The sequence below is a fragment of the Gottfriedia sp. NPDC058432 genome (genome assembly GCF_042721555.1).
Lineage (GTDB): Bacteria > Bacillota > Bacilli > Bacillales > Bacillaceae_G > Gottfriedia.
In genome coordinates this window covers 38,699-62,525 of the sequence record NZ_JBHXLC010000026.1, presented here as the reverse complement: position 1 = coordinate 62,525, position 23,827 = coordinate 38,699, and the positions used below count along the sequence as shown (strand labels likewise).

Below are 23,827 nucleotides of genomic sequence, written 5' to 3'. Positions count from 1 at the left end.
AAATATAGTTTTTAGAGGTGTTATAAAAGGATGAGATTAATTTGTAAGGAATGCAAAATTGAGATATCAAAACAGGTAACTGAATTAAAAGACTTAAAAATGCTTAGTGAAAACGTTGGGAAAGCATACATTCCTGAAGGATTTTTTATCATAGATAGTGGAGAAGCTGATATTAATATAAAAGGGTTTATTATTATAAATATCAATGATTTAATAAATTCAAATTACCATCCTGATGAAAGTAGATTAAATGGATGTTGTGGTTATGATGGTTTAGATGGCTTTAATAGGGTCTGCTTTAATAATCACGAAATAGGCACCGAAAACTCAGACTGTTGGCTACCACATTTTATAGCGCTAAGTCCAGATTTGGTTACATTCAATTAATATATTAAAAATACCCTTATTCAACTAACGCATGCGTTAGTTGAACAACGTGAGTTGCTTCGGCAGCTCTTTTTTGTTCAACTAAATGGCAGATTAGTTGCATAAGAAATGGTAATATAGAGTAATGAAAAGGTAATAAATTGGGGGAATAAAACAGTGTGGTATTTAAGTTTAGAAAATAATTTATTTCTTACTAATTTGTATAATGAAGTTCCTGAATTAAAAAATATAAAAATTGAAAACATCAATATCGTTGATGGAGGACGTAAGGTAACATTATGTTTCGATATGCCAATTTACGCTGAAAATCCTCCTCAAAAGTGGGTTAATTTGGGCAATAATACAGTTTGGGTTGAATTAGATTTTTTTGACATAAGTGAATTAGAAATAAAATCTATGAAAACCTTGGAGAAATGTGATATTGAAATAAAATACGTTGAAAATAGTTTTATTATCAATATTACTGGAACGGTAGATGCAAGTATGATAGCTGAATATGGCTATATTCAAAAAGTTGAAGGATACATAAATAACTTAAATTTAGACTAAATCTTATGCAGCTAACGCATGCGATAGTTGAAGATCACGAGTTGCTTACATCTCGTTTTTTTATTGAAGTAAATGGCAGATTAGTTCAATAAGAAAAAGTAGAAATAAAGAAAGATTTGACGAATTTATATATAAATAAATACTAAAAGGCAGGTCGTAAAATGAACAATATTCTTTTTCCAGCTTTAGTTTTAATAATTATAGTTGGAGTTATTGCACTATTTAATAAATTAATTAAGAAATCTAAAAGAACATAATGAAAATCTTATGCAACTAACGCAGTGCATTAGTTGAACAACAAGTCGGCTGTTTAGTCGATTTTTTTATTCAACAAAATGGCAGATTAGTTTAATTAGATTTTCGAATAATTAGAAACACTTGAGATGGAGTTTGAAAGTGATAAAATAGAATGTTATATGAAATTGATAAGAAAGAATTAAAAGGATTTTGTACATGAATAAAATGATATTTGTATTTTTACTGTTGTCATCGTTATGTATAGCAGGTTGTACAAAAGAAGAAAAACCTAAGAAAAATAATATACCAAAGAGTACTTTGTATTTTGGAGAGGGAAAATATTGGTTTGGTACATATACTATATCAAAAGTTGATTCTATGTATTATGACTCTTTAACTATTCAATATATTAATGATGGTATGCATAGTAAAATAGGAAATATAGAATACGAACTTAAAACGGATAATCAAAAATTAGAAAGTAGTTTTCCAAGACCACTAAGTGGATATGATTATTTTCATATTTCTACTGGATTGAATGCAGAATTAATTGAAAAAGGGTTACCTAAAAAAGCTACATTGCAGATACAGTGGAAAGATAAAAAAGAAACAATTATTTTAAAAAGACAGAACTAACCTTATGCAACTAAAGCATTGCATTAGTTGAACAATGATCGACTGCTTCGGCGGTCTTTTTTTTGGGAAAAATTACTAATTCTAGAATATAAATTATAGAATTAGCTCTCTTTGTTAATTGGTTCTTTAAAAAGCACAAACCAATATAACAATTACAAGAGGTTGTTGTATTGAAAAAGTAATAAAGCAATATGTAAAATTAAAAGAATTAGTATGAGCACAGGACAAATCAATGGAATAGGGGGACTTCAAAATAAAAAAAACTTCAGCTACCTTAGGGGTATTATCTGGTGTATCGAGTATAACTTTGTGGGTTGTTTTCTCTTTTTTTAATCCTGCAAATATAAATGAATTCGATGTCGATTCAATCACATATACATTCGTAATGTTATTTCTTCCAGCTTGTTTAATGATTTATTCTTCATTAACTTCTAAGAAAAGGTTAATGTTATTTGCTTTTATTTGGTCGATTCCTTTTAGTTTTTATTTTGCTTTGACACCTGGAATTTTTGCTATATTTGGAATTACCAGCATTTGTTATTATGCTAGTTATATTTTTATCAGAATAGAAAAGAACTATTGAAGATTAATTTTTATTGAGCTAACTCTAGCTTTAGTTACATAAGTTGCAAATAGGATCTGATAACTTAGATCCTTTTTTATTACCGATAAACCTTTTATATAAACAAACGTGAAGCAGCTCTTCCATACGATTTATCATATAACTGGTCTCTATATAACTCATCATATATACAGTTTGAACTACTAACTCTTACAATTTAATTAGCACTAATAAAAAAAGAGAGTGTCCCTAAAAAGTAACCCCTTTAAGACACCCCATATTTTATCAATAATTCCTTAACCAAGCCCACGAACTGATAATCCACCATCACTAGAAATGACTTCACCAGTGATCGCACGTGACTGGTCAGATGCTAAAAGTACATATGCTGCAACATGATCTTCAGGCATTTGTGCTAGTTGAAGTGGATTTCTTCTTTTTATATTACTTGCTTTCGTATCATTATCTACGGATTTAGTAAATGTACGTAAAGGTGGAATGACAGTTAGTGCTGTTAAAGTCCCTCCTGGCGCTACTGCATTTACTCGTATATTTGGTGCTAGTTCAAAAGCAAGCTGACGCATTAATCCGATTTGTGCATGCTTACTAGCCGTATACCAAACTCCGCCGCCGTCTGGGTAGAAGCTTGCTCCAGATACAGTGAAAATAATATTGCCATTTGTTTTTTGTAATTCCTCTAAAGCTGCTTTTGCACCAAAAAATGATCCTTTTACATTTATATTTAAAAGGTAATCATATGCATCTGATAGGGCATCGTGTGTTACATCAGCGAATTTTGCAAAACCATCGAAAACGCCTGCATTCGCAATAAATACATCTAGTTTACCAAACTGTTCAACAGTCGCTTTTACAGCTCGCTCATTATCTTCATATTTGCTTACGTCACCTTGAATGATAAGGAGATTGTCATCAAATTCTTCTTTCATCTGCTCTAGTGTTTCAAGTGAGCGACCTATAATACTTACCTTTGCTCCCTCTTCAATAAATCGTCTTGTAACGGCTGCTCCTATTCCAGATGCGCCTCCTGTAATTAACACTACTTTATCTTTTAATAACATCACTTAGCCACCTTTCATCTATTAAACAAAGATTGCAAGATTTCTAGTATTAATTGTTGTTTGATCTACAATAAATACCCTCTTGGAAAGCTTCCACTTCCCATCTTCATATGTAAACTCGTCGTTACGTTCTCCAGAAATTAGATCATAGTGTATATCTGTACTACGGCTTCGATAGATCAATAAATAACTATTAACTACTGCCTTCTCTTCACTAACTAACTCTTTTACGCTAACATTGCTTACAAAACGGCGGGTTCTTGAAGGAGGAATTTCAGCCCATGCATAGTCAGTTTTTAATCGATCAACTCGAAGCTTTAATAATTCAATATCATCATTAAAAGTAAACATCTCAGTTGAATAGTCTGGGCGTTCAGTTCCTTCTTTATTTACGCGTACAGGCATTTGATAGACTAAATTCGAGTGCATTAAACTAAACCAATCATCAAATTCAATATCATCAAGTAATTCTGCTTCATCTATTAACCACTGTTCAAATTCTAATTTTGCTAATAATTTTTCAATATTCATTTTCCTTCCTCCCTCCTTTTATTACTTTGTCATTAATTCCAGCCAGTACTGGTAGAAATTACGTTGGCTTGCTTCTGTAAATTTATCATCATAGGCTACTCCAGGCCCGATAAAATCGACGGGTTCACGATGTAATCCCATTGTATAGTTATAAGTTAAATTCTTTTGAAATGGCATTGGACCTTGAGCTGCTTCCGTTATGTCTGTGAACACTTCAGTATCATCCTGTTCAAAAATACCAGATGGACTAAACTTTAAGATAAAGGAATCTCTTGATTGATTCTTCCATTCCTGAGAAGCATTCTTTTCTACTAGCATCCATGCAATTACTTCCATTTTATTGTGACTAATTGGTCTCCACATTCTAATTGAAGTATTCGAAATTAATTCGCCCTTAATTTTTGTGTGAGATATTAAAAATGACATATTCGGAAAAGCATTTCCAATCATATTTTTTAAGTTTGATAGAACTTCATATTGTTCTTCTGACAAGTTACTTTTATACTCATCTTTCAATTCTTCAGGGAAAGCAAAGTCTGGGTTTGGAGTCCAGTTAATCTGACTTTTTGAGACGCCTTTTTTACCTTTGTTTCTAAACTAATAGACGATTACTATAGTAGAATGAATTCGCTACAGTAATCGTCTATTCTATTACTTATTTAAATCAATTTTAGTTCCAGGGCGGACAGTCCAGGAAGGATTTTTTCCTACTTTATCCCCTTCCTTTACTCCTTTAAGAATAGCAACATATTTCCCTTGTTTTTGACCAGTTTTTACATGTTGCTTATAAATAGTGCCTTTTTTAAGTACATACACATATTTTGATTTTCCTGATCCTTTAATGCTCGTCGCAGGTATTGCTAACAAATCCTTTGATTGTACTATTACTTCCAGATTTGTTTCGTAGCCAGGATATAGGTTCTCTTGTGAATCTAGCGTTGCTCTAAAAGTGTAATGTGGTATAGCTTCTTTTTTGGCATTTTTATCTTGATTTGTGGATGGATCGTTCGTTGGGTAGTTGCTTACCTCTGAAATACTTCCTTTCCAGCTCTTATCGGCAACAACCTTTGAACTGACTTTAATTGCTTGGCCAGGCTCAACTTTTGCTTTCTCTTCTTCTGTTAGCTTTCCTTCAATTTGAAATGGTTCGTTTGAAGCAATTTGCATAATTGAGATTTGCTGTTTATCTGTTGCTTTATAACCTTGACCGATACTTTTGTTCAAGTTAAGTACTACTCCATCATTATTACTGTTAACAGTTAATGATTCTTGTTGTGCTTTCAACTTTTCCGCTTCAAGTGTATTTTGTTCTACTTTTAGCTGTGCAGCATTAAGCTCTTCTTTTGCAGTATTAAGTTCAGCTTGTAGCGATTGAATCTCTGGTGTATTTGTTGAGTTTGTTGAGTTTGTTGTATTCGTTGCATTTTTATCTGTATTATTTGCATCAGTTGTATTAGATTGTGACGCTGAAATAGCATTTTGAATGTCTTTTTCTAATGATGCAATTTGGTCGTTTTTCTGCGTAACAGTCGTTTCTGCTAGCTTCTTATTTGCTTCTGCTTGTCCTAGTTCAGCTGCTATAGTTGTATCTTCATAAGAAAAAAGTTTTTGCCCTTTAGTGACAGTGTCTCCTTCTTTAACAAAAATCTCATTTATAGAACCTTTAGTTGGATTTACGTAAATTGTTTCAGTATGACTTTGTACTACACGACCTGACACAGTTTCAGTTTTCGTAAAACTTTTTACCGTTGGACTGATAAACTGTAATGTTTTAGATTTACTTTTTTTAACTTCGATCACCGCTACGCTAAGAACCACAGAAACGAATAAAAGAACAATGATCCCCATTAAAATAAATTTTTTCTGGCGTGGCGTTATTACTTTTGGTTGTTCTTTTTCTTCGTCAATTCTTTTCGCCGTTTCCATAAAACTCTTGCCCCTTCCTTATCTTGCCAAAAACTTAATACGACTTCTCCTATATCTATTGTCTATTGTTTTAAAAAGCGTTTCAAGGAGATTTTTTAGAAAATCATAAATATTTGCTATGTTTTTTTTAATATGTTTTTTATTTGTCTATTTGAGTGGGGTATTAGGTTAATTTCGGCAGATTTATATTATTTCAGAATATTCTAATTTTAATTCTAAAAAAATAATTTTATCGTTTATGTTTTAATTTTCATCAGAAAGAACGAATAAGTAGAGTCTACTAAAAAAGTCACAGAACCCCTTGATACATCTATGAATTTTCGCACATACTTTCATTAATTTAGTTAAAATTTATACTCTATTAGATTAAAATATAATATTTAAAACATTCATACTATTATTGCGTAGTATTATTGAACTATGTTACAATACAAAAAATATCTTTGTAGGAAAGGATAATTCTTCCAATATTCAAATCTACTAAAATTATTTCTTATACGCATTAGAAAACGCTTACGAAATTTATGAGGAATTATCAGTCTTCCTCCTTCAATTTTGGGAATTCAATATAAATCTCCCGTTGCAAATTGATTAGTTATTGCGCACTCTTTTAAGCAGTGTGTATTTATTTACTAAAAATACAGATTATTCACAAAAAGGGGGAGTCTTTGGATGAATGCTTTTTTCAGGAAAAAGTCGATTGAACAGCTTCAACAGGATGGGGCTAAAAATACCGGACTTAACCGCGTTCTAGGTTTATGGCAACTGACTGCTATTGGTTTAGGCGGTATCATAGGTGTAGGTATTTTTGTATTAACCGGTGTAGCAGCGGCTGAACACGCTGGTCCGGCAGTTCTCTTATCGTTTATTATTGCTGGTTTAGCTAGCGCAGCAGCAGCTTTGTGTTATGCAGAATTTGCTGGATTAATACCGGTAGCCGGAAGTGCTTATACTTATAGCTATGCTGTTTTAGGAGAAGGTACAGCTTGGTTAATCGGGTGGGATTTGTTACTCGAGTATGCCTTAGTTGTTGCAGTAGTAGCCATTGGATGGTCTGGCTACATGCAAGAGTTTTTAACACAAATGGGAGTTCACATTCCTGTATGGGCACAAGGCGCGCCTGGTACTGGAGCAGGTCACAAAGTTGACTTAATCGCCGTTTTAGTTAGTCTTGGGATTGCGGGCTTACTTACATTAGGAACTGAAATGGGTTCTAAATTTAATTCATTAATGGTTATAATCAAATTAGGTATTATTCTTTTAGTTATTGGCGTTGGAAGTTTTCATCTTAATACAGCTAACTGGCACCCATTCATGCCTTTTGGTTTTCATGGCGTTATGAGTGGAGCGGCTCTAGTATTCTTTGCTGTATTCGGATATGACACATTAACGACAGCAGCTGAAGAAGCAAAAAGACCGCAACGTGATTTACCACTTGCAGTTATCATATCATTAGCTGTCGCTTTATGTTTGTATGTTGCAATGTCACTTATTATTACTGGTATGGCTCCGTATGAAACACTTAATAACGCAGCACCTGTAGCAAAAGCTTTTAGTAATATTGGAATGAAGTGGATTACATTAATCATTTCTGCTGCTGCAATTACAGGGATTCTATCAGTATTGTTCTCATTTATGCTTGCCGGATCACGTATTTGGTTCTCAATGAGTAGAGATGGTCTATTACCAAAATGGTTTACAAAATTACATCCTAAATATAAAACACCTTATCGTCCTACTTTATTAATTGGTTTAATTACGGCATTTGTAGCAGGTGTTACACCAATTAACGAAGTTGCAGAATTAGTTAATATTGGAACGTTAACAGCATTTATCTTAATTTGTTCTTCTATCATTGTATTACGTGTAAAACGTCCTGAATTAAAAAGAGGATTTAAAACACCATTAGTTCCAATTATTCCATTAATCGGGATTGGATTTTCTGCTTATTTAATTGCTAGTCTTCCAGGTATTACATTTATTCGTTTTATTGTCTGGATGGCTATAGGACTTGTTGTTTATGGATTATATGGTAAGAAAAGAAGTGCACTAAATACAGCAAATAACAATAACAAAACTAAAATAAGCTAAATTAGCATTAAAAAGTCACAAGGAAATTGATTTTCTTTGTGGCTTTTCTACGTTAGTTATCCTTATTCTAAACAAAAAAGCATGTATCCGATTTTGTATCGAATACATGCCCACAGTTTCCTATGTCTAATAGGCTTTTAGAAGGTCAAAACTTACTTTCTTGCTCCGTCTTTTCCAACTTTATATTTACCTACTTTAGTATTAACAGCCATTACGCCAGATTTGTTGAAGTAATAGTATTTACCACTGATTTTTTTCCAGCCATTGTTAAATCTTGATCCATCGCTGTTTAAGTAGTACTTCTTACCACTTACTGTTAACCATCCAGTTTTCACTACACCATTTTTATCGAAGTAGTAGTATTTACCACTGATTGATTTCCAGCCATTGCTAAATCTTGATCCATCACTGTTTAAGTAATACTTCTTACCACTTACTGTTAACCAACCAGTTTTTACTACACCGTTTTTATCGAAATAGTAGTATTTACCACTGATTGATTTCCAGCCATTGCTAACTCTTGAGCCATCGTTGTTTAAGTAATACTTTTTACCACTTACTGTTAACCATCCAGTTTTTACTACACCGTTTTTATCAAAGTAGTAGTATTTACCGCTAATTGATTTCCAGCCATTACTAAATCTTGATCCATCGCTGGTTAAGTAATACTTCTTACCACTTACTGTTAACCAACCAGTTTTCATTACGCCAGATTTGTCGAAGTAATAGTTTTTACCACTGATTGTAGCCCATCCAGTTACTTTAACACCTTTGCTATTGTAGTAGTATTTTTTGCCATTTTCTACTACCCAACCAGTTTTAATCGGAGCATCTGCACGATTAATTACTACTTCCTTCACTGTTTCATTACCAGCAAGGTCAGTCGCTCTTAACGTAATTTTATTTTGTCCTTCTTTTAATGGTACAGTTACTTTATAATTTTTGCTTAGTGGTTTTACAACATCCACTGGGCTAATTAATGGAACTTCAAATTCGTGGTTTTCACCAACGAAGAAGTTTAAGTAGCTATAGTTATCTGTTAATTTTACAGTAAATGAAGCTGTCTCTTTATTTTTGTCCACTCTTGTAGGAGCATCTAATACAGTTATTCCCGCTGCGTGAGTATCAACATAGATATGTCGAGCAATTGAGAATTTCTTATTAGCATAGTCTGTTGCTTCAACTTGTACAGTGTAAGGACCATCTTGGTCAAACGTTACAGTAGTTGAATAATTGTAGTGTCCAGTTTTTGCATCATAATCAACTGGAACTTCTTTTCCATTAACCTTAATCGTTTTAATACGAGTATCATCTGTTACGAACCCTTTTACTGGGATATTCTTGTCACTATAAGCTCCCCATGGCTCCGGTGAGTTCGGAATATAAGCTCCAGTTTTATCTTTTTGACCATCTGTGATATAGACTAATGGAAGATCTACGTCTCCTTTTGCTGCAGTGTCTACTGCTAAGTTACCTGCATAGTCTTCAGCAACTACTTCTACATATGATTTATCTGGGTATGCTGATAAATCATATGCGGATGTATTATTATCAACTACAGCCTTCTTTTCACCATTAACGAAAATATAATAATCTTTAACTCCAGTTTCATCGTCTGAAGCATCCCAAGCAATAACTTTCTTATCTGGATCATAAGTTGCTTGAATAGTTGGAGCATGAGTATCAATATAAACTGGAATCTTCTTAGATTGCCATTGTGCATTATCGTAGCCAATTACGGATTTAATCTCGTAATAGTATTTACCGTCTGGCATAACTTCACCATTTACTTTACCATCCCAAATAGTTGACTCGCTATCCTCAAACGGCGTGCCTTTACCACCGTCATAAGCATTTTTGCTAACATTAGATTGAGAACTTAAACGGCGAAGGAATTTACCGCCTTTGTCAAGGATGTTATATTGTACTTCTGATGCATTTCTTAAGAATGATGGAAGAGCATTGATATCATCGCCACTGTTATCGCCGTTTGGTGAAAACGCGTAATACTTCTCTCCATCCTTTCCAGGAGCAGCTTCCCAGAATGTACTATCGCCATCAGTTTTCATGTCATGTGCATCATCAATTTTATATTTCTGTTTAAAATACGGTTGTAAATCAAAATAACGAGTTTCACCAAGGTCTTTGAATCCGTCAACGATTGGTAAACTGTCCCATTTACCGTAGAAGCCTACGTATGGAGCCGTTAAATTTGGATGACCATTTGTTCCGATAAGATTTACAGAACCTTCAACGAAAATGTTGTCATGAAGATTTGCTAGAATTTCTTTACCATCTTTATCGAATCCAGGAATTTTTGCATCAGTTAAATCAATTTTCACAGTGAAATCAACAGATTGACCCGCTGGAACTTTAATCGTTTCAGGAGCATCAATTTTTGCACCATCTAATTCACCTGTTTGAAGTGCATTACGATCAACATCATCAGTTTGATAGAATTCATCTGTTAACGCATTTGTGTCAACTTTATATTCAGCATCTTTATCAGAAATATTTTTAGCTGTGAAAGTCATTGATACTTGCTTAGATTGGAAATCCTTCAATTCGTATTTCGCTTCACCTGTTGCCTTACTATAAAAGTAAACTGGTGTTGTAACAGCATTTTCAATTTGCATCATACCTGCACCTTGACGGCGTGGTGAGAATGGATGACCATCTAAGTCATTAATAACTTTCGCAGTATTCATTAATAATACTTTAGCTAAGTGAGTACGTTGACTTAAGTTTAAAGAACTGAAACGTTTATCATTTTTCAAGTACTCTTGTACTAATGCAGAACCACCAGCAACGTGTGGAGCTGCCATTGAAGTACCGCTCATCACTTCATATTGGTTATTATTAACTGTTGAATAGATATTTCCACCAGGAGCAGTGATTTCAGGCTTTAGCTCAAGGCTAGGTGTAACTCCCCATGAAGTAAAGCTTGTCATGCGACCCATTTCAGGACTTTCATTTTTCGCAGTTTGAGCAACATGTATTGTTCCTGAACCATTTATCGAATTCGCTAACGCTTGACCATCTGCTTTTGAGTTAACAAGCATCATTGGGACATCCCATCCGCCTTGGTTATCGAACTGAGCCCCATTATTTGCATTCCATACGATAATCCCAGCAGCACCTGCTTGAGCAGCATACTTCGTCTTATCAGCAAAAGTATATGTTCCACGAGCTACTAATACGATTTTACCTTTTACATCTACACCTTTATAATCATCCGGTCCACCTAATTTGTAACTTCCATCAGCGGCGTTTTTACCAAGGTTTACAACTGGAATATTTCCACCAAATTTATCTGATAGATCTTTCCAACTATCAATACCTTTACCTAAGACACTTAAACTATTATTTCCATCAACAGTGATCGCATGTTCATAAAGATAAGCTTCATTTCCAGAAGCAGCTACTGAGATTGTATCTTTATTAAGACCAGGCGCACCTGTTACACCAATATCAGGGTTTTGTGATAGAGGATCCCCCCATCCATCACCAATGTGATTCGAGTTACCTGAAGAAACAGCACACACAATACCATTGTCAACTGCACGAGTAATTGCAAGATCTTCTGCGCTATTTGGCTCATAAGAAGATGCTACAGAACCAAGACTCATGTTTAGTACATCTGCACCTAGTTTAATAGAATCGTCGATTGCTGCAAGATAAATATCAGACCATGTAGATGGATAGCTTGGGTCATTACTAAATACTTTCATCGCAAGAACTTGCGCTTCTAGTGCAACCCCTTTAATACCACCGTTTGCTTCGTCACCGTTAGCAGCCGTAATACCTGCTACGTGCATACCATGCATTGAAGCACCAGGTCCAAGATCCGTTACGATACTGTTTTGGTCATAATAGTTATAACCATAAGGAACCTTGTCAGTATAGAATTTACCTGGTAAAGCTTTATCCTTTACAATTTGAGCTACTGAATCTTTTGTTAAGTCCTCTTTTGAGGGATCAGTTAATTTAAAGTCACGGTGTGTAGGGTCAATTCCTGTATCGATAATGGAGATAACCATGCCTTTACCATCGTAACCAGTATCTTTCCAAGTTTCTTTAGACTGGATAAATTGATGACTCTTCGTCATATCTGGCGTAGATGGTTCAGCTGTAGGGCGGTTATATTCATTCGCTAAAAATACATTTTTTACACCTGAAGTAGCTTCAATTTTTGCTACATCACCAAATTCAACTACACCACTGAAACCGTTAAATGCAGTTGTAAATTGTTTTTTATAATTAATGTTGATTCCTTTTGATTGTAACTTTGATTTTACCGAACTTTGTTGACTATCTACTTTTGCATAAAGACTAGACTTTTGACTTTCAGATAAGTCCTTAAACAATTTGCCTTGTTTTGTTGCGTATTCAATTGGTGACTGTCCATCCAATTCAACGATGACACGTACTTTATCTGATGCTTTTAAATTTGCTTTCGCTTCAGATACTTTGTTTTTATTTTGTAGTTCTTTTGATTCCTGTGATTGTTTAATTTGTTCCAACTTTGATGCTAAATCACCTGGTCGGTAAGATTCAGCTGAAGTTGGTGAAACAAATGCTAAATTTGAAAGAGCAAGAGCAGATGCTAATGCATATGTAGTTATTTTACGATTCTTTTTGTTATTCATTTTTCATTTCCTCTCAAAAATTTTAATTGAAAAATAAAACAGATTAGTACAAAACCTTCCTAAAAAACTTCCCCTGATTTTTAAGGTCATTCGAGGAATATCGACAGTTCATTTACTTATTTCTCAATAAAGAATATGCCAAATTACCTCTAAAATTTTCTTCCAGATAGCCCCCTAATATCTCCTTTCATCGCTATTGATCCTATTAATACCTATACTTTTATAATTTTTAATAAAGTTTTTAAGGAATAATAGATAAATTAAATTATTCTTTTTTTGAGTCAAAACTCCTTTATTAAATTACTAATATTTTTAAAAAATTTGAAATTTTTTACATTTTTAATAAAATTATGTAAATTTTTGTATTATATTATCGTTTTGGAGCTGAATTTTATAGATTCAAAGTGCTAGATTCGTTTATTCTTCTAGATAAATATTCACATATTCAAAAAAATGCAAAAGGATATTGTAGGACTTTCGAGGTGAATTAATGAGTAAGAATTTCAAAAAAAAAGTAACTTTTGCAGGCCGAGGATGGCAATAAGATTAGATTATCAATACAAAAAGGACCAAAAAAAAGACAGCACCCCCATCAGGTTTGCTGCCTTAATACTTTATTTAAAAAACCTCGGTAAATATTCTTTATGCGCTTCTAGCATTTCATCAACGATTGCTACAGCTACTTTATCGTTTGCTACAAGCGGATTAATCGTCAATGCAAGAATTGCTTTTTCGCGATTTCCTTCAACAGCAGCCTCGATTGCTGTCTGTTCGAAAGATTTTATCGTTTGAATTAATCCTCGAACTGGAACTGGTAATTCCCCAATCGTCAGTGGAATTGGCCCATCTTTTGTGATGACACAGCTAACTTCCACTGCACTGTCATATGGTAAGCCTGAAATAGCTCCCTTGTTCATCGTATTTAATGGTTGGATATCTCTTGTATCATTATAAATAGATGAAATTAAACGACAAGCCGCATCAGAATAGTAAGCTCCACCACGTTTTTCTAACTCTGGTGGTTTTACATCTAGCGATTCATCTTTATATTTTTCAAAAAGAGATGCTTCAATTTTTTGCACGACTTCTGCACGTGTTTCATTCGATTCAAAATCTTTTAATGCTCTTTCAAGCATTTCAGACGTTTTGTAATAGTAATGGTGATATGAACAAGGAATGACATTGACCGCTTTTAGGAATTCAGGTGCCCATTCTTCAGCATCTATATTTTTTACAAAGCTAGCATTAGCAGGATCCATAATCATTTCAAGTACTTGCTCTTTTACACTAACTCCATCTAAATAAACCTCTGTGCCATATACCATATGATTTAGACCTGCAAAATCAATCCGTACACGTGAATGATCTACATTTAATAGTTTTGCAACACCCATTTCCATTCCGATCGGTATATTACAAAGACCAATGAATCTCTTAATATTTGAATATCTTAATGCTGCTTCTGTTACCATTCCGGCTGGGTTTGTAAAGTTAAGGATCCAAGCATTTGGACATAGCTCTTCGACTTCTTTACAAATATCCAAAATAACAGGAATTGTACGTAGGGCTTTAAACAATCCACCTGCACCGTTTGTTTCTTGACCGATTACCCCATGTTTAAGTGGAATTCTTTCATCAAGTGCGCGTGCAGCTAGTTGTCCAACACGAAGCTGTGTTGTAACAAAATCAGCATCTTTTAAAGCCTCACGACGATCATACGATAGATGAATCTCCATTGGTACTCCAGCTTTTTTGACCATGCGCTTTGCTAGTGCACCAACTATTTCTAATTTTTCGCGTCCAGCTTCGACATCAACAAGCCACAGCTCAGTTACTGGGATTTGTTCATAGCGCTTAATAATTCCTTCAACCAATTCTGGCGTATAACTTGAGCCTCCACCTATTGTCACGATTTTAAATTTCTTTGACATTATTTTTGGCCCCTTTCATACATATCAACGAACTCTTTTGCCAAGTCTTTTACAGTCATCGCATTCATTAAGTGATCTTGAGCATGAATCATTAATAGTGATATCTCCGTTGGAGTGCCACCTATCTCTGATTGAATAAGAGTTGTTTGAATATGGTGTGCCTCATTTAAAGCATCACCTGATTCTTTTAATTTCTTGCGAGCTAATTCAAAGTCTTGTTTTTTTGCTGCTTGAATCGCTTCCATTGCAGCACTTCGACCATTTCCACCATGAAGAATCAGTGTGAAAATTTCCATTTCATTTTTTACCATAAAAACTGACCTCCTCTCTTTATTAATAAAATTTTTTTATCGTCTTAACCCTACGTTTATTAAATTTCAAAGTTATAAACCTTTAAGGTATTCATCGTATTTTTCTTGAGCAAAGATCAGAAAAGTCACTTCTCAAAAGTTATTACTTATTTTCAATTAAATTGATAGCTTGCTCTAAAATAGCTTCACCATCGCACATGCCATAATTCATCATATTAATTACTTCAACTGGAATGTTTTTCTCTTCACAGATTTCTTCCATTTCTTCTAAAAGAAAACGTACTTGTGGACCTAGCAATAATACATCAGCTTCTTCGATTTCTGAACGAACAACTGATTCAGAAACTGCCCATATACGTGCTGAAATCCCTTTTGATTCAGCAACTTTTTCCATTTTAGAAACGATTAGACTTGTTGACATACCTGCAGCGCAGCAAAGTAAGATATTCATTATGATTTCCTCTTTCTTTAGTAAGTTTTTTATGCTTCGTTCTTATTAATAACCACAAATCGACCGATTCGATCATGTACAGCTAATGATTTTTGATTAGCAAACATGCTAATAACAGATAAGAAGAACAGGAGACCTTGAAAAATAAACATCGTCAAAAATTTAAAGAAACTTCTAACAATCACTAGTAATATATAAGGTAGCATTCCCTTTTTGTTATTAATACGAGTTACCTTCAATCGAAAAATCATCTTTCCAATTGTTGATCCTCTCAATAATAGAGTTGTTAAAACGTCATAACAAAAATAGATTATAAGCGACTGTAGAAATGCTTCATTAAAAAGAGCCATTACCTTTACAGCTGCCTCTTGATTAGCAGCTGACTTCTGAAGCTCAATCATATTTGCCAAGACCCCCGGAAAGTTTGGAAGTCCCGTGATTCGATACACAATTGACAAGATGATTGAAACAATTATTGCATCAATGGCAAAGGCACCGATTCTTTTTAATCGAAACGAAGTAATAATTTTTTGTCGATTTTCCATAAGTTGTAGTCCCTTCTTCTAATCAATTATCCATCTATTTGCTTCGGAGAATTATTTACTAGCTTTCTCCAGTTCTAAATTTTTCTTATCCCACATTCGAATGAATGGGAACCAAATGATTGAAGCCACTGCAAAAGCTACTAATTGCATGACCACCCCCATAATCTTACCACCCGTCATTAGATAACCACTTATGAAATAAGGGGTTGTCCATGGGATGATCGTACCAGTCGTATGTGGGAAAATTCCCATTGCCGTACCAAAGTACGTTACTGTTAATACTGCTACTGGCGCTAGAATATAAGGAATCATTAAAAATGGGTTTAAAACAATCGGAACACCAAACATAATTGGCTCATTTACGTTAAATATAGATGGCCCAATTGCTAGACGTCCTACCTTCTTAAGAAGTTTTGACTTTGCTAAAAACGTCATATAGATCGCAACTGGTAAAGTAGCTCCAGATCCACCCATCCAGATACCATTCTCATAGAATGTATACGTAATGATATGTGGTAACTCTTTACCTGCTTTTACTGCTGTTAAGTTTGCATCAGCATTTGTAAGCCAAATTGGTTCCATAACAGACGTGATAATCGAAGAACCGTGGATACCAAAGCTCCATAAAAGATGTTCCATTAAACACGCTACAAGCGTACCAATATAAGTTGATCCTAAAATCGTAAATGGTTGTGTTACAACCTTATGAACAAACGTTGCAAAATCTCCCCAACCAGTATGACTAAATCCGTATCGAACTAGTAAGAAGAAAAGGATAATCACAAAACCAGGAATAAGAGCCGTAAATGAACGAGAAACTGTTGGCGGTACTGTATCTGGTAACGTGATGATAATCTTTTTTTGTAAGAAGTAACGATAAATTTCAGCAGTAACAATAGCGACGATTAAACCAACAAACAGGTATTGTGCACCAAATAGATCAGGTGACCAAGCCGATACGCTTTCTTTACCATCTTTGAAAGTGCTCATAATGTTAACAATTAAATAACTTGCTAATGCTAATACGCCAGCTGGAACTCCATCAATATTCTTTTTGTCGACCTTATAACTACTTGCTAAGGAATACGCTACGCCAAATACTGCAACTAATGCGATAATCCCCATTGAACCGTTATAAACAATATCTCCAAAAGCATTCCAATTTTCGCCAAATACTTTTGACATGAAGTTTTGATACCAATCTGCTTCTAACCAAGCTACGATAATGAAAAATGAACCTATGATCATTAGTGGCATAGCAAACATAATACCGTCACGTAAGGCAAGTAAGTGTCTTTGATTGCCTATTTTCGAAGCAATCGGTAAGAATTTTCTCTCAAAAAATTTAGTATTCATTTCGTTTTCACCTCTTTTAAGGGTAAAGGATCTTGGCAAATCAAGAATTTCCCCATATACCAAGATCCTTTTAGTTTTTATTTCATTTAGTAATTAAGATTTAAAGTGTGAATTTAATAACAGTTGTGTAACTACCGTAAACTTTAACTTTTCCATCAAGAGTGAAGGCACGAACTTTAAAGTAGTACGTTTTACCTTTAACTAATCCTGTTGAAGTATATGTTCCAGTTGTAGTTGTTTTTGTTGTTTGATCAGAGAAATCGCTTTTTGTAGCACGAACGATTTCATAACCAGAAACACCACTTACTCCAGTCCAATTCAGTTTAATTGAAGTAGTACTTGCTTTTGTTGCTTTTAGCCCTGCTGCTTTAGCAACATCCCATTTTGCGTAAAGTGTTGTATTTTGTTTTACTTTATCAGTAGTAAAGTTCCAAGCAGTTTTAAGTCCTGCATCTTTGTACCATCCAGCAAAAACAAATCCTTTTTTCGTTGGGTTAGCTGGTTTCGCAATGATAGAATCATAGTTTCCTGTTATAGTAGCTACGTTAGATCCACCTTTACTGTTAAATGTAACTGTGTATTTACCAATACCCCACTTAGCGTAAAGAGTAGTAGATGCTGTTACTCTATCAGTTGCAAAGTTCCATGCTTGAGTACATGAAGAATCTTTATACCAACCAAGGAATGTATAACCTGTTTTTGTTGGTGTTGGAGCTGTAATCGCTTGATTGTAAGTTGCAGTTATTGGAGCTACTGCAGATCCACCTTGTGAATTAAATGAAACTGTTTGTTTTGCATCCTTAGATACTGTGCGTACAAAAGTCATCACGTGGCTATCATTTGCAAATTGTGCTTCTCCGTTCAATGTCATTCCAGAGTATACAACCGTCGCAGTGATGTTAGCTGGTTTATCAGTTTTGAACGTTACTTTTCCATCCGCATCAACAGCAACATCGTCTGGTGAAGATGATTCGTAACTAACATCTACATATTTGTTTCCATCTGTATTTAATCCTTTTTCAGCCATTGCATCTTTTAACCAAGTTGGGTATGCAAATGAGTTCTTGTCAAGCTCAGTAGGAGCAATTTTTTCAGCTGATTTCATCGGATCAACAACTTTGATTGTGTAAGTGATTTTTTTCGGAGCTTTAAAGAATCCGTCTATCACATAACCCGTAACTGTACTTGTTCCTGGTCTTAAAGCAGTTGCGTATGAACCATAGTGCACACCATCTTCACTAATACCTGCTGCACTAACATTACCAACTTCACCGTAAGCTGCTAAAGTTCTTAAATCTAGAACTTGAGATACATTTGAATCAGCATTGATTTGCGTTGGTAGTCCATTGCTATATCCAGCTAAATCCCAAGAATTCGTTAACCAAGCTACATTTTTTGTGTATCCTGTTGTTTTAGCATCCAATTTAACAGAGTCACCAACATTAATCGTAAATGTGTGTGTGTCTTCGTTATATTTAGCATTCGGATTCATAGCTGCTACATTCGTTGGATAAGCAATGCTTTCTGTACCATTATTTACTGGTGCAGTAACTTTTGATCCTAAATCTTCTACATATGCAGCATCCTCAGGGTTTTGAGTTAACCAATAAGGCATAGATGTTACAGTTGAAGATTCCATTGATAAACTGCTTCCAGAATCAATTGTTCTTCTGTCCATTGTTCCGAAAATATTTGTATTGTATTTAGACATCATCACTTCATCACGTGGAATTAATTGATCAACCATTAAATCAGGTGTCACGTGCGTTACGTCATTTCTGTTTGCAGAAAGAGAATCCCAGTTCATGAAGTTATTTGGTATACGTGTCATTTGCCATGTTGAACCTTCAAGGTCAACCGTTGAACTTCCGATACTAAATCCTTTTTCTTTCATTGCACCTAGAGAAGCTGCGTAGAAAGTTGACATAAATGGATTTTTCTCTCTCTTTTCATTGAACCACCATTGGTTCATACCATCTAAGATCCCTTCAGCATTCATTTTTTCTGCATGGTGAGATAATGTGTAATATGCTAGTGCAGCTTCTTCTTCATCAGAATAGTTCATGTATGATTCGTAAGATACACCATTTTCTCCAATATCGTTTCCGTTATGAGCAGAGATACCAAAGTATCTAGAGTGGTACTGTAATGACATATCAAGTAATGAAGTTGAGTTATAAGACTTTGGATATCTTGTTTCATAATCATTGTGCTCTGAAGCTGTTGTAGACGCTTTTACACCATTCATTACTTTGTATTCGTTTGCAAAATCAAGTGGAGAAATTACTGCAACACCTTGTGCTTCAAGTGCAGCCTTTTCTACTGGCGTATAACCGCCCATATCTCTTGCAGCTACTAGCATTTGTAATGCCAATGTTGCATTTAATGGACCATCTTCGTAGTCATTTCGATCCCATGCATTAGATACACCGTCAAGGAATTCTGGATTTAAATTAGCCCATTTAGTTGGAGCTGAAGGAGCATTTAATCCATTTCCAGGAGCTGTTCCATTGAAACGAGATTCAATTGGGTTCTCTCCAGTAACACTTACTTGATAATAGTTGTTTAAAACCATTGCATTTGTATGATTAATTAAATCATTTTTCACTAGAGCTGCTAATTCAGGATCACTATCTTTAAACGTGTTATAAGCTAGGTCTAATGTAAAGTAATGACCTACTAATTCGTCTGTAGATGTTGTCGCTTTGTAATAGACTTTGTTTGAGTCTAATGCTTTTGTTGCATCATCTAAATTAGGGTTTTGCTCATTTACAATATTCGTTAAACGCTGTGGTACTGCAACAGTGTCATATGCTTTGATTCCAGCAGTTCCTCCACTGATTTTACCTGGAACAGAATATTTAACCTCTTTCCCATTTAAATCAGTAGTTTTTCCTGCATCCTTTTGAAGCCAAGCTTGATCCCATGATTTGCTCTCTGCAGTCGTAGAACCATTGTTGCTTCCCTCTACTTTGTATGATCTAGCAAAGAAGCCATCAGAAGCAGGTTTTCCTGTATCAGTTAATGTATACTTTCCACCATTATCAACGAATACTGGTTTACCTTCGTTGTCTGCAAGACATTTCTTACCTTCTTCAATCGTCGTAACCTTTCCACCAAGTGAGTTAACAATATAAACAACATCGTTAACATTGTCTTTTGAAGGTACTTTTAACTGCATTCCAGATACATAACCAAGTGTTACGATGGCTTCAACAGCACGAACAGCAGAAGCTTTAGCATCTATTGTTCTAGCATCTTTTTCACCAAAGTTTTCTTTCATATAGTTGTATCTCCAGATTTCACCTGAAGCGTACATTGTAGTCCATAATCCATCATTGTCCGTATCAGAAATTGAGCTTATAGCATCTTTATCTGCCGTCATAAGAGCTTTAATCATATTATCCTTATTACCAAAGCTCATAGAACCAGATTGGAATCCAAATCGATCTGCGTAGTTTCTAGAAATTTCTTCTTGAACTAATGATTTGCCCATTAGTGACATTTGCTTTCTAACAATATGAGTAGCGTTTCCTTTTTCCCCTAGAATCCAAAGTCCATTATTACCATCAGGCATAATGTTTGTAATTACTTCTTTAACATTAAATTGAGTTGGGTTTCCGTTTTTATCTACTCCTGAGCCTGAATTTTCACCAGTTTGAGGAACATATCTTCCACCTTGTAAATATTGAATTTGATCAGCTGAAGCTAAGTTTGGATCATATAGTGTAACTGCATCTGATACGATACCAGTAGTTACTGGATGATCCTTTTCATCGCCAAAGTTAACATTACCATTTGACTTAATTAACGTATCCTTTGAAACTAACCATTTTACGCCATTTTCTCCATTAACAAAGCCAACATAGTTTTTAGAAGGAAACTTTGTTCCAGATGGAGCAGTTGGAATATGCGTTGTTTGCCAATTAGTTGAAGAAAGAGTAGCAGGAATTCTCGCATCGCCTGCATTGTAATAGTAAACTAGCTTTTCTAGATTAGTAGATGCCTGCGTCTCAATTACAGAAACCGTAATATTGGCAGTTACAGGCTTACCATCTACAATTACAGGATTACCCCTTGCATCTATTTGTGTACCTGTGATAATCGCTGAACCACCAGATACACCTAAAACCTTTCCGCTGTAATCACCTTTTGCGTTACCGATTGTATCAACATATGCAACGTATGGATCAGAGGTTGTCCATTTTACTGGCTTTGTTGTATCTAAACCACTTGGTTTTGCATGAGTAATTTGTGTAGTATTCATAAAAATCTTAGTGCCAGTTGAAATCGGCGCTACAGATTGTGTTGTAACAGTTGGTGCAGCCTTTGCAACAACTCCACTTAAAGGACTTGCAAACATTGTTGCTGCTAGTACAGAAGCTGGAAGTGCCCTACCTAAAAACCATTTATTTCTTTTCATTTATCTTCCTCCAAAATAATTTTTTTAATTAATTTTCTAATCGAAGAACCCTTTTTTAACAAGTAACCGTTTTCAAGATTATCTAAAAAGGACAAATGATAACATGAAGCTGATCCGTTTCGATTAGCGATCACCCTTCTAATGCTTGATAGAATGATCGCTAAATCGTTACGAACCATATTGAAACAAGATTTTAGAAATTTCATATTGAAAATCATTGAAATTATTTGATTTCAAAACTTTTTGTTTGGTCTCGGGATGATCCATTAAATGTAAAAATAATCGACTTAACTCCTTGTGTAAAAACAAGTCTCCAGCACGAAGATTAATTAAAAATAGTATTTGTACGACTTTTCCATCGATCGTTGGTGGATTTTTAAAGATTACCACACTGATTGAATCCTGAATCGCAACCATTTTTAATGCATGTGGCGCAGCAATTCCATATTGCAGTATCGTCGATATTTTTTCTTCACGGTCGACAACTAAAGCGGGATAATTAGGTGCTGCAAATCCTAGTTCAACAACGCTTTTTGCCTTTTCTTTAATGAAGGCTTTGTAGTCAAACGACTCTTTGCTTTCTTCTATATAAAACAACTCTGTATGAAATAAAGATAAAAGTGTTGGTACATCTTCTTTAACTTTATTAGCCGGGTATCTAGTAAGGGTACGTCGAATTCTTTGAACATCCGTTTCAGTTAGTATTGGTGCTACTTGAATATACGGAATCGAAATATTGTCAAAGGGAATCGAAGTAGATGAAACTAATAAGTCATAATCTTCTAAATTTAATAATTGAAGCTCGCTATACAAAACAACGTCAATTATTGCCCCTTGGAAAAGTGTCTCAAGTTTCATTTTCATTAAATCGGCCGATCCTGCACCTAATCCGTAAGATAGTAGAATCTTTTTGAAGGAACTTAATTGTTTTTGCTTCTCCCTTTCTACATGAGCTGCTAAATGCATTGTGATGTAACCCATTTCGTCACTAGAAAGTTCGAATCCCCAAATTTCCTTTATCATTTCAGAAAAGTTTAAAGCAATCATAAACACATCTGAATACCTACTATATACATCATCAATCAATGGATTCGTAAGCTTTAAATTGAAATATAATCTTCTTAACAGTGGATACATATGCATGATCATCGTATTTAAAAGCTGCTGATCACCTGAAAACTGAGTTAAGAATGTTTGATCTAATCTTTCTAAACAATTCTTTAGTTTTTGTTTTAAGTCATTTTTTTCATGTTCCTCAATATCGTCTACACTCGATTTACCACTTACATGAGCAGCTAAATAGATAATTTCACTCTCTGGTAATACGACATGATATAGTTCAGAAAGAATTTCACAAATTCTCTTTGCTATATTCATAAACGATGGTTTGATTAGAGAAACATCTAACTTTTTTTCTTGATTAGGCAAGATAAAGTTGTGTTGAGTTACTCGAAACGAGAGTACTTGGATGTGCACTAAAATATTCTCAAGTGCAAAATAACTTAATTTCAGTTGATTATTCTGTACTTCTTCACTCAAAACAGCTCGAATTTCCGCAAAAGGAAAAGCTTTCTCAAAAGTTTGATAATTTGACTTCTTTAACAGCCCTGTTTCTTTTTGACTTAAGAAGTAGGAAAACGCTCTTCTAAAATTCGTTTCATCACCAAGTAACCGAACCCCGTAGCGTGATTTTGTTTCCACTTTTAAATCAAAAATCCTTACTTGCTTTTCAACTTCAATCATGTCGGTAAAAACTGTTGATCTGCTGATCATTAAACTATCAGCAAACATATCAATCGTTTGAAACTCAGTCGTTTGAAGCAAAAGCATAATAATATTATTCACTCGGACACGAGGTAAATCTGGTGCTAATGCCCCGTCTATTTCGTTCATATACGTTTGAACCAACTCTTGGTTTTCTATATGAAGCAAATAGCCCTCACCACGTTTTTTCTGAATCACAAAACCTGACTTTTCTCCAATCGTGTTTAATTCTTTTAATTCATTTCGCAGTGTACGATTTGAAATAGCGAATTCTGATTCGAGTTCCTGTGAAGTTAGTGATTTTCCTTTTTGATACAAATATTGCAATATTAAATCTCTTCGCATACATTACCTCACCACCCTAGATGCCTAATCTAGTATTTTAAGTTTACTTTCCAA

16 protein-coding genes are annotated in these 23,827 nt (G+C 34.6%); 4 read left to right on the top strand and 12 right to left on the bottom strand.

From position 1 onward, the window contains the following. Nucleotides 1-30 precede the first annotated feature (30 nt). The 3 genes from ACFWM3_RS20435 to ACFWM3_RS20425 all read left to right on the top strand — a co-directional run bounded on the left by ACFWM3_RS20435 (nucleotide 31) and on the right by ACFWM3_RS20425 (nucleotide 1,809). A complete protein-coding gene (locus ACFWM3_RS20435; RefSeq protein ID WP_390312755.1) occupies nucleotides 31-387 on the top strand; it encodes a hypothetical protein in 357 nt (118 codons plus the stop codon). Between the two features lie 156 nt (nucleotides 388-543). Continuing rightward, a complete protein-coding gene (locus ACFWM3_RS20430; RefSeq protein ID WP_390312754.1) occupies nucleotides 544-936 on the top strand; it encodes an Imm50 family immunity protein in 393 nt (130 codons plus the stop codon). Nucleotides 937-1,389: 453 nt separating this feature from the next. Then, nucleotides 1,390-1,809: a hypothetical protein gene (locus tag ACFWM3_RS20425; RefSeq protein ID WP_390312753.1), complete on the top strand. Its 420-nt coding sequence runs from the start codon at nucleotides 1,390-1,392 to the stop codon at nucleotides 1,807-1,809. A gap of 858 nt (nucleotides 1,810-2,667) precedes the next feature. Here the strand turns inward: ACFWM3_RS20425 and ACFWM3_RS20420 are convergent. The 4 genes from ACFWM3_RS20420 to ACFWM3_RS20405 form a co-directional block, all read right to left on the bottom strand. After that, complete coding sequence (locus tag ACFWM3_RS20420) at nucleotides 2,668-3,450, bottom strand: SDR family NAD(P)-dependent oxidoreductase (RefSeq protein WP_390312752.1); 783 nt, start codon at nucleotides 3,448-3,450, stop codon at nucleotides 2,668-2,670. 21 nt (nucleotides 3,451-3,471) lie between these two features. Continuing rightward, nucleotides 3,472-3,981 carry an aromatic-ring-hydroxylating dioxygenase subunit beta gene (locus ACFWM3_RS20415; protein ID WP_390312751.1) on the bottom strand — a complete coding sequence of 170 codons (510 nt, stop codon included), beginning with the start codon at nucleotides 3,979-3,981 and terminating at the stop codon, nucleotides 3,472-3,474. Nucleotides 3,982-4,002: 21 nt separating this feature from the next. Beyond that, complete coding sequence (locus ACFWM3_RS20410) at nucleotides 4,003-4,473, bottom strand: SRPBCC family protein (RefSeq protein WP_390312750.1); 471 nt, start codon at nucleotides 4,471-4,473, stop codon at nucleotides 4,003-4,005. A gap of 159 nt (nucleotides 4,474-4,632) precedes the next feature. Continuing rightward, nucleotides 4,633-5,907 (bottom strand): efflux RND transporter periplasmic adaptor subunit, encoded by a 1,275-nt coding sequence (locus ACFWM3_RS20405; RefSeq protein WP_390312749.1) that lies wholly within the window; start codon nucleotides 5,905-5,907, stop codon nucleotides 4,633-4,635. Nucleotides 5,908-6,579: 672 nt separating this feature from the next. On the opposite strand from ACFWM3_RS20405, the gene ACFWM3_RS20400 reads away from it, so the two are divergent. Further along, nucleotides 6,580-7,998, top strand: a complete 1,419-nt coding sequence (locus tag ACFWM3_RS20400; protein WP_056474653.1) for an amino acid permease — start codon at nucleotides 6,580-6,582, stop codon at nucleotides 7,996-7,998. Between the two features lie 152 nt (nucleotides 7,999-8,150). Here ACFWM3_RS20400 and ACFWM3_RS20395 read toward each other — a convergent pair whose 3' ends face one another. The 8 genes from ACFWM3_RS20395 to ACFWM3_RS20360 form a co-directional block, all read right to left on the bottom strand. Beyond that, nucleotides 8,151-12,647 carry a S8 family serine peptidase gene (locus ACFWM3_RS20395; protein ID WP_390312748.1) on the bottom strand — a complete coding sequence of 1,499 codons (4,497 nt, stop codon included), beginning with the start codon at nucleotides 12,645-12,647 and terminating at the stop codon, nucleotides 8,151-8,153. A 614-nt stretch (nucleotides 12,648-13,261) separates the two neighbouring features. Next, entirely contained in the window at nucleotides 13,262-14,578 is a 1,317-nt protein-coding gene (locus ACFWM3_RS20390; RefSeq protein WP_390312747.1) for a 6-phospho-beta-glucosidase, read from the bottom strand. Then, the gene (locus tag ACFWM3_RS20385; RefSeq protein ID WP_390312746.1) at nucleotides 14,578-14,889 is read right to left on the bottom strand and encodes a PTS lactose/cellobiose transporter subunit IIA; all 312 of its coding nucleotides are present in this window, start codon (nucleotides 14,887-14,889) and stop codon (nucleotides 14,578-14,580) included. The genes ACFWM3_RS20390 and ACFWM3_RS20385 overlap by 1 nt, the downstream gene beginning before the upstream one ends. 142 nt (nucleotides 14,890-15,031) lie before the next feature. Next, nucleotides 15,032-15,340 carry a PTS sugar transporter subunit IIB gene (locus ACFWM3_RS20380; protein ID WP_056474663.1) on the bottom strand — a complete coding sequence of 103 codons (309 nt, stop codon included), beginning with the start codon at nucleotides 15,338-15,340 and terminating at the stop codon, nucleotides 15,032-15,034. A 29-nt stretch (nucleotides 15,341-15,369) separates the two neighbouring features. Further along, nucleotides 15,370-15,885 carry an RDD family protein gene (locus ACFWM3_RS20375; protein ID WP_390312745.1) on the bottom strand — a complete coding sequence of 172 codons (516 nt, stop codon included), beginning with the start codon at nucleotides 15,883-15,885 and terminating at the stop codon, nucleotides 15,370-15,372. A 51-nt stretch (nucleotides 15,886-15,936) separates the two neighbouring features. Next, nucleotides 15,937-17,241: a PTS cellobiose transporter subunit IIC gene (gene celB / locus ACFWM3_RS20370; protein ID WP_056474669.1), complete on the bottom strand. Its 1,305-nt coding sequence runs from the start codon at nucleotides 17,239-17,241 to the stop codon at nucleotides 15,937-15,939. A 100-nt stretch (nucleotides 17,242-17,341) separates the two neighbouring features. After that, nucleotides 17,342-21,664, bottom strand: coding sequence for an InlB B-repeat-containing protein (locus ACFWM3_RS20365; RefSeq protein ID WP_390312744.1), 4,323 nt, complete (start codon nucleotides 21,662-21,664; stop codon nucleotides 17,342-17,344). A 168-nt stretch (nucleotides 21,665-21,832) separates the two neighbouring features. Next, complete coding sequence (locus ACFWM3_RS20360; RefSeq protein WP_390312743.1) at nucleotides 21,833-23,773, bottom strand: BglG family transcription antiterminator; 1,941 nt, start codon at nucleotides 23,771-23,773, stop codon at nucleotides 21,833-21,835. Nucleotides 23,774-23,827: the final 54 nt, after the last annotated feature.

Excerpts from the sequence above, each read along its gene's own strand:
- ACFWM3_RS20435 (WP_390312755.1), top strand. The coding sequence starts at position 31 with ATGAGATTAATTTGTAAGGAATGCAAAATTGAGATATCAAAACAGGTA.
- ACFWM3_RS20425 (WP_390312753.1), top strand. The coding sequence starts at position 1,390 with ATGAATAAAATGATATTTGTATTTTTACTGTTGTCATCGTTATGTATA.
- ACFWM3_RS20420 (WP_390312752.1), bottom strand. The coding sequence starts at position 3,450 with ATGTTATTAAAAGATAAAGTAGTGTTAATTACAGGAGGCGCATCTGGA.
- ACFWM3_RS20415 (WP_390312751.1), bottom strand. The coding sequence starts at position 3,981 with ATGAATATTGAAAAATTATTAGCAAAATTAGAATTTGAACAGTGGTTA.
- ACFWM3_RS20405 (WP_390312749.1), bottom strand. The coding sequence starts at position 5,907 with ATGGAAACGGCGAAAAGAATTGACGAAGAAAAAGAACAACCAAAAGTA.
- ACFWM3_RS20400 (WP_056474653.1), top strand. The coding sequence starts at position 6,580 with ATGAATGCTTTTTTCAGGAAAAAGTCGATTGAACAGCTTCAACAGGAT.
- ACFWM3_RS20395 (WP_390312748.1), bottom strand. The coding sequence starts at position 12,647 with ATGAATAACAAAAAGAATCGTAAAATAACTACATATGCATTAGCATCT.
- ACFWM3_RS20390 (WP_390312747.1), bottom strand. The coding sequence starts at position 14,578 with ATGTCAAAGAAATTTAAAATCGTGACAATAGGTGGAGGCTCAAGTTAT.
- ACFWM3_RS20385 (WP_390312746.1), bottom strand. The coding sequence starts at position 14,889 with ATGGTAAAAAATGAAATGGAAATTTTCACACTGATTCTTCATGGTGGA.
- ACFWM3_RS20380 (WP_056474663.1), bottom strand. The coding sequence starts at position 15,340 with ATGAATATCTTACTTTGCTGCGCTGCAGGTATGTCAACAAGTCTAATC.
- ACFWM3_RS20375 (WP_390312745.1), bottom strand. The coding sequence starts at position 15,885 with ATGGAAAATCGACAAAAAATTATTACTTCGTTTCGATTAAAAAGAATC.
- celB (WP_056474669.1), bottom strand. The coding sequence starts at position 17,241 with ATGAATACTAAATTTTTTGAGAGAAAATTCTTACCGATTGCTTCGAAA.
- ACFWM3_RS20365 (WP_390312744.1), bottom strand. The coding sequence starts at position 21,664 with ATGAAAAGAAATAAATGGTTTTTAGGTAGGGCACTTCCAGCTTCTGTA.
- ACFWM3_RS20360 (WP_390312743.1), bottom strand. The coding sequence starts at position 23,773 with ATGCGAAGAGATTTAATATTGCAATATTTGTATCAAAAAGGAAAATCA.